Genomic DNA, 6,440 nt, shown 5'->3' on the forward strand with positions numbered 1-6,440 from the left:
CAGGCCCGGCAGCGCAAAGTCGGTTTCTCCCGCCTCGAGCAACAGCTTGCGCCCGCTGGTGAGGTCGACGGGATTACCGCTCAAACCACCGATTGCGCGTTCCACGGCCGGACCTATGACAAAACGACCCGCCAGGTAGCTGGCCGCCACGGTCGCTCCAAATTTCAATGCGCAAGGTCCGGCAGCCTTCAGACCTTGCGTCATGCCCAATTTGAAGATCGGACCTACGGCGCGGCCCATCGAGGCGACAATCATCAGCACGTCAACAGTGACCCGCAGCCAGCCGGGAATTTCTTCGTCGACATCCAGATAGCGCTGAGTCCCGCCGCCAATGAACACGTTGTTCGAGCCGCTGGAGATCTTCGCGCCACAGGTCAGTTTGTCGCCCTTGCGCGAAGCCGCCACATTGTTGATGAACACGTTGGAAGAGCCTTCGGCAACCATGACCGGCGCAGGGTGTTTATCGCAAATACCCATGCTCAACTTTGCGTGGGCGGCGTTACGGCTGTTGATGAAGACATCCGTCGAGCAGCCCTCGAGCTTGATCCCCCCCGCGGGTGAACTCATTGCGGACCCTAGGCTTTCGCCAATCATGGGGACGAAACTGGCAGCCAGCCCTACGGCAATCCCCAGCAGAATTCCGCCGAGCCCCGCCGTGCAGATCATGAATGCGGCAGCCGTCGCAATCGCAAGCCCGATCACGGCGCCGGCGAGAAAACCGCCGAGCGCACTGGTGTGTTCAATTTCATCGCCCCAACGCGCAGCTTCGAACATGGGTTACTCCTGTTCGGCGCTGTCGGTGGACACCGTATCGGCCTGTCGCGGTTTGAAACTTGCCAGCAGCTGCAACCAATTCTGGTTTTGCGTGGTGCTGAAATCAGCCTGGCTGGTCGTGGAAAACACCAGGATGCGACCGGTTTCAATTTCGAACGCGGCCTGCCGTTGGTAAACCGGTCGCCCATCGTTCATGTAGTAGGCATCCACCTGGATGCCGGAGAACGGTTGCTCCCCGGACAGCGCTGCCGGCTTCTTGCTGAGCAAGGTATAGCCGCGCAGTTTGGCGGCAATGAGTTTTACCTGGCGCTCGATGTAAGCCTTCAGATCCTCTGCCGGCAGCATGTTGTCGCGCGAAAGCGTGATGTTCAGCGGCGCAGGAATGCTGTTGCCGAGCACAAACATGTTCACCGTGCGGTCCTGAAAACCTTCCGGCAAAGTGATGGATCCTTCCTGAAGCTGATAGTCCATTGGGCGTGTGTTCCGTGAATAGGTGAAAAGGGAAATGCTTAGTCAGCGGTGATGCTTTCGAGCATTGCCTCGAACTCGATCAGCCAATCGGCAAGCTCTGCATGAGCGGGATTGATCATCGTCGACAGGCTCAACCATTGGCGCTCGTGACCATTGCCAGGTTGTATGACTGCGCTGGTCGCTCTGCCGTGGCGACGCTCCTGTCCCGCGGTGAATATATAATCCAGGGTAATCGCCGGGCTGCCTGCCAGCAGGCAATCGCTCTGCCGCACGATGGTGACATCGGGGTGGTTTTTTCGCAGGCTCTCCACATACAACTCCACCGAACGTTGGAGCGTCAGCCCTTCAGGTGCAGGACGACGCTTGGCACTGAACGTAACGGGATGACCGTGCTTTTCCAGCGTTGTATCGATGTCGCGGAAGGTGAGGCCTTGCGGCATGACCAGATTGAGCCCCGCAACCTTCAATTCATTGCGCGCCAATTGAAGCGGTACCACCGCTACCGGCTCAGGCTCGATGACAGCGGGCAAAGCCTCGGCAGCCTCCTGCAACTGCTGCCGCGCGAGAGCCTCGGCCGCGATCCGTTTCTCGGAAATACGGTCGTAAATACTGGTCCTGACCATGGTCTGGTTTCTCACTTGTTGATATCGACACGGTCACCGTGGACATAGGTGTTCTTGCCAAGAATATCGATGGCGTCACCCTTTATTTCGATGCCTTCGGGCGTCAGCTTGATGCTGCTGCCGCCCACCTGAAGAATGATGTGCTGCTTGGCGTTGACCTGAATGAACTGGTTGTCGACCTGAATCGTCAACGAACCTTCCTGGACATTCATCACCGTGTCTTTCTTGATCGTTTCGGTGTGCGTGCCACCGACCGTGATCGTGCGATTGCTGCCGACACTGTGGACCTCGTCGACCTCGATCTCGGTGTCCATGTTGCGCTCGGCATGCACGATGATCTGTTCGGCACCCGCCTTGTCTTCAAAGCGGAAAAAGTTCGCCGTACCGCCATCGCCCTTCATCGACCGCGTCAAAAACCCACTTTGCGTCTTGTTCGCCGGCAGCGACCACGGCGGCGTGTTCTGGCTGTTGTAGAGGCTGCCCATGATCAGCGGGCGGTCGGGGTTGCCGTCGAGGAACACCACCACGACTTCATCGCCTACCCGGGGAATCTGGATGCTGCCGAAACCGCCGCTGGCACCGGACTGCGCGACGCGGACCCAGCAGGAGCTCTTGTCGTTGAACTCGCCGTAGCGGTCCCAGTGGAACTGTACTTTTATCCGGCCGAGTTCATCGGTGTAAATCTCCTCGCCGGGGGGGCCGACGACGATGGCGGTTTGTGGGCCGGATATCGTTGGCGTCAGCGTATCGAGTTGAGGTCGAAACTTGATTTTCCTGCGTACGCAGTATAAGTCGTTCGCATAACCCGCCTGCCCGCCGGACAGGTAATTATTGCTACCCCGGTGCCGGATGCTCATCAGCAAGAACTGTCGATCTTCGACCGAGCCATTATCGTGCTCGTAATGCTGCGTCAGTTCGAAAGTGAAACCCGGGCGCATCGCTCGGCAGTTGCTCGCACCGGCAAACGCCTTGCCCTTGAGTTCCAGCGCCTCGATGCGATTTCGCACCAACACTTCGCCGTCGTCGTAGTTTCCGTGGGTGTACTGGCCCATGAAATCGTAAATCTCGTAGGCCGGTACGTCGCCCTGCTGGTTGAGGCTTTTCATGCTGACTGGAAGGCGGTTTTGTGGCTGACGGTAATCGAAGGTCTGAACCGCAATCTTGCTCGACTGCAGCTCCCGCTCTGCACTCCAATGGGTGATCGAGTCCGCTGTTTCGGTAATGGATGCCGTATGAAAACGCACTTGCGGCTGCTCGGGCAGTGCAGGCAACTGGGTGGAGTCATCCATGATGATCAGCGTGTGACTATCGGCAGTGTGCTCGAAGTAAAAGAACAGCCCTTCGTGCTCCAGCAGACGCATCACGAAATGCCGATCACTTTCCCGATACTGGGTAATGTAGCTATGGGGCTTGAGGGTACGGTTGATGCGAAACTCGAACTTGGCCAGCCCTTCATAGCGACTGAACACTTTGGTAATCACTTGTTCGACCGTTTGGTCCTGGAAAATCTGCGAGTCAAAGCGCTGTTCAAGCAAACTGAGCCAAGACCCGATCAGCGCCGAATAACGACACATGCCACCGTCACTGCCATTAGTGCCGAAGCGCAATACATGCCCGTTGATGTAGCGACTCGCACCCGTCGCCAGTTCGATCTCGATGGTGGCCGACTGCCCCAGGGCGGTTTTGAGTTTTACGCCGGCATCATCGGACAACAGATCCAACTGGAAACCGAACTCCATGGACAGGCCTTCGTGTCCGACGAAAGACTCAAGCAAGAGCTCCTGGCCACTTTTGAGCGGCATGGTCAGTTTGAACAGGCGCCGGTTCTGCGCAGTAAACAGGGATGAAAGGTCCATTGTCATGTGTAACTCCTGGAATCAATGTTTGGGTAACCCCCGCACTAACGGTAGTCAGGAACCTGTCGACTGGCGCAGAGAACCCATCCATTTAAATAACCGGCCCAGCCACCAGCGTGTGCGGGCTTCGCGTATTTCGTCGATTCTCATGAAAGTGTAAGGAGAAGGCATTGTACGCTCCCGAATACGCAGCACGCGAAGGTCACGGATAATATGCCGATAATAAAATGTTAGTGCTATACAACCGGATGTACCGGCTAAAACCCCAAGCGCTCCACCATTCAATGAGCCTAATAAGTTAATCGTTCCTCCCCCTGCCAAAACAAGAATCCCAGCCAGAAAACCCGCACTATACTTCTCTCGCCTCTTGACCTTAATGGAGACTTTATTACCTGCAAGCACAAAGGTGTGAGGCGGGCGCCCCCCATAAGTCGCAATCGCTACTGACAAAGAAATTAAAACCAAGGGTGATAGCCCAATAGCGATCGACTTAAAACTCCCCTCACCGAAAATATCCGAAACGACCAAATACAACACGCTCGAAAACAAGAAGCCCATCACCCCAATACCAGTAAAAAGAATCATCGCAACAAAAAAAACATATCGCTCACAAGCCCCAACCAAAAAAAGAGTCACAAACAAGAAAATCACAATTACCACACAATAAATTACCCAATAATATGGTACACCTGGAGGACCAAACAAACCAAAAAACATAACCATAAGAAAAACAACCCATGGCCCAGTTTTAACAGTATCTATCACGGGATCAAAAAGCATGATTAATAAACTTCTCAATAGACCTACCAACTTCTATATCTTTGCCGGACTTACCCATATAATATTGAATCGCTAGACCAGCACCCCAACCAACTAACAACACAATTACCAATGGAGCCGCAACCAGCGAAGACCCCAAAAAGACACTCACTATTGCACCACCAGCAAACGCCGCGACATTAGTAGGCTGACTGTATATGGACTTTTTATAAAACTCCTCCATCGTCGTTGAATTTGAATAATCCAGATAGGCCTGCGGCGCAATGGCTAACGCCACCCCCATCGTATTACCCGTCAAAAACTTTAGGCCACCCGTTGCACCATCGGCGTGAAGCATTGCCCGTTGATTAAGTGCTCCCTTGGTACCATAAGCGGGAAGATGAGCCACTTGCCCTCCAACCTGTCCCAACACCTTATAACTTTGTGCCTGAGCCGTAATCGGCACTTCAAAATGCAACTGCCCTGCAATCCGAATCAGTTTTATTCTGCCTTTGAAGGTTTTCTTAGCAGAGGTCGAGTTTGCTGTGCCGCGACTATTGGCCCACTTGATCACCTTTTTCTTGTCGGTCGCGGAGAGATCCAGCAAGTCAGCAACCGACTTCGACTTGGAAAACGCCGCCATGCTGGTACCGGCACTGACCAACGTGCCAGGCAAGTTTGCCGGAGAGAACATCAAGTTCCCTACCTCCGGTATTGATTGTGCGGCTTTTTGCAGTTCTTTCATCGCTTCAATAGAAACATCCGCTGCCGTACTCAGGTTTCTGAATAAAGAACGCAGTAACTGTAAGGACTCTTGCGCCTCACTCGGCGACATCTCCGATTCGGGCGAAGCCAATTCATGGGCAAGAAACATCGCCGCATTGTAATCGCTCGTCGCGTAGTAACCGGCAAAATTCTGTGGTGCAGGGAAAGACCGCGAGGCGATCTCGCTGGGAAATGAAAGATTGCCGCCAGCGATCAATCCGGCTTGTTGACGCGTACCACGGGGGTTCGCCACTGTGCAGGGTAAAAACCTTTCGTCCATGTTACTTTCTCCTGATACCGCATTCCCGAAAATATCTTCGGCAAAACCAACTCGATGCAACAACCGATCATTTCATTAGCGATTCGCCGCTCAAAGAGCATTGCCCCGCCAACCGTCCCGAAAAAAACGCTGTCGCGATTGTCTTCGTGAATCACAAACGCGGAAAATGCCTTGTGGCTGCGACAGCCACCCTGCGGAAAAAGTGCCACAGAATTCAACAAAAGTAGAACTGCGTCACATTTTATACCGTCATCTGGGCACGTGCGAAAGGAAACACCTATGCAAGACCAAGTGTCAAGCCGGTATTTCTTATTCAGGAATCCACCATCTGCCGGAACCGTTGAATTGGCTGATTTTCAGAGCTGCCTGAAAGACGCATCTCACAAGTAGTGGCAAGCAGACATCACACCCTCGGTAATTACCGCCGGTGTGTTTTTTTGATAGCGAAGACTCGCAAACACCTCTGGTGAACAGATGTTCATGGGAGAAATCAGTCGCTCGACATGCCCCAGTTTGGGGCCAGCAAAGAGTTTGAAGCCGACGATCCTGAACTTGCTGGCATACTCGGGACTGCTTTCTACATTGCCGATCAGATTGCACACGGTCTGAAGATTCAACTGCCTAACGGATTGCCGTCGGAAGTCTTCCGCGCACATCGCGTTGAATACGGGGCGCTGATCGCCGGTAACTGGAGTAGGCGTCGTGGATTTTGAAAAATTCCCTGCAAAAAAATGCCATCGATCAGGACTGGCCACCATGATAGACATCCGCAAAATCTTCTCCAATCTTGCCCGAATAGCAGAAGTGCTGGGAAGATTCGATCACCAGCAATGGGCTGACAGACTTGATGAGTGCGGCCTTGCGCTGCCCCAGGATACAGGCTACGCATTATCTCGACTGATGTCGCTTTGC

General features: G+C 53.9%; 7 protein-coding genes and 1 pseudogene. 2 read left to right on the forward strand and 6 right to left on the reverse strand.

Annotated features, from left to right (window positions below; all coding sequences use genetic code 11):
• The 6 genes from B0W55_RS28305 to B0W55_RS28325 all read right to left on the reverse strand — a co-directional run.
• A partial coding sequence (locus B0W55_RS28305; protein ID WP_175645584.1) for a PAAR domain-containing protein occupies positions 1–774 on the reverse strand: 774 nt, incomplete at its 3' end.
• A 3-nt stretch (positions 775–777) separates the two neighbouring features.
• The gene (locus B0W55_RS28310) at positions 778–1,245 is read right to left on the reverse strand and encodes a DcrB-related protein (RefSeq protein WP_077049205.1); all 468 of its coding nucleotides are present in this window, start codon (positions 1,243–1,245) and stop codon (positions 778–780) included.
• A gap of 38 nt (positions 1,246–1,283) precedes the next feature.
• Complete coding sequence (locus B0W55_RS28315; RefSeq protein ID WP_077049206.1) at positions 1,284–1,868, reverse strand: hypothetical protein; 585 nt, start codon at positions 1,866–1,868, stop codon at positions 1,284–1,286.
• A gap of 11 nt (positions 1,869–1,879) precedes the next feature.
• Positions 1,880–3,730, reverse strand: coding sequence for a type VI secretion system tip protein TssI/VgrG (gene tssI, locus B0W55_RS28320; protein WP_077049207.1), 1,851 nt, complete (start codon positions 3,728–3,730; stop codon positions 1,880–1,882).
• Positions 3,731–3,778: 48 nt separating this feature from the next.
• On the reverse strand, positions 3,779–4,504 hold the full coding sequence (locus B0W55_RS30590) for a hypothetical protein (RefSeq protein WP_139341000.1): 726 nt from the start codon (positions 4,502–4,504) through the stop codon (positions 3,779–3,781).
• Positions 4,494–5,528: a hypothetical protein gene (locus tag B0W55_RS28325; protein WP_077049208.1), complete on the reverse strand. Its 1,035-nt coding sequence runs from the start codon at positions 5,526–5,528 to the stop codon at positions 4,494–4,496. The genes B0W55_RS30590 and B0W55_RS28325 overlap by 11 nt, the downstream gene beginning before the upstream one ends.
• A 503-nt stretch (positions 5,529–6,031) precedes the next feature.
• Here B0W55_RS28325 and B0W55_RS30915 point away from each other — a divergent pair.
• Together B0W55_RS30915 and B0W55_RS30920 are read left to right on the forward strand one after the other, a co-directional pair.
• Positions 6,032–6,241 carry an immunity protein Tsi6 family protein gene (locus B0W55_RS30915; RefSeq protein ID WP_077049209.1) on the forward strand — a complete coding sequence of 70 codons (210 nt, stop codon included), beginning with the start codon at positions 6,032–6,034 and terminating at the stop codon, positions 6,239–6,241.
• Positions 6,231–6,440 (forward strand): annotated as a pseudogene (locus B0W55_RS30920) (hypothetical protein); the annotation flags it as partial. The gene B0W55_RS30915 and the pseudogene B0W55_RS30920, both read left to right, overlap by 11 nt.

Source organism: Pseudomonas sp. KK4, assembly GCF_001984065.1.
Taxonomy (GTDB): domain Bacteria; phylum Pseudomonadota; class Gammaproteobacteria; order Pseudomonadales; family Pseudomonadaceae; genus Aquipseudomonas.

What these genes read in the sequence shown, in the direction of transcription:
- tssI (WP_077049207.1), bottom strand. Translation starts at nt 3,730, where the DNA reads ATGACAATGGACCTTTCATCCCTGTTTACTGCGCAGAACCGGCGCCTG.
- B0W55_RS28315 (WP_077049206.1), bottom strand. Translation starts at nt 1,868, where the DNA reads ATGGTCAGGACCAGTATTTACGACCGTATTTCCGAGAAACGGATCGCG.
- B0W55_RS30915 (WP_077049209.1), top strand. Translation starts at nt 6,032, where the DNA reads ATGCCCCAGTTTGGGGCCAGCAAAGAGTTTGAAGCCGACGATCCTGAA.
- B0W55_RS30590 (WP_139341000.1), bottom strand. Translation starts at nt 4,504, where the DNA reads ATGCTTTTTGATCCCGTGATAGATACTGTTAAAACTGGGCCATGGGTT.
- B0W55_RS28325 (WP_077049208.1), bottom strand. Translation starts at nt 5,528, where the DNA reads ATGGACGAAAGGTTTTTACCCTGCACAGTGGCGAACCCCCGTGGTACG.
- B0W55_RS28310 (WP_077049205.1), bottom strand. Translation starts at nt 1,245, where the DNA reads ATGGACTATCAGCTTCAGGAAGGATCCATCACTTTGCCGGAAGGTTTT.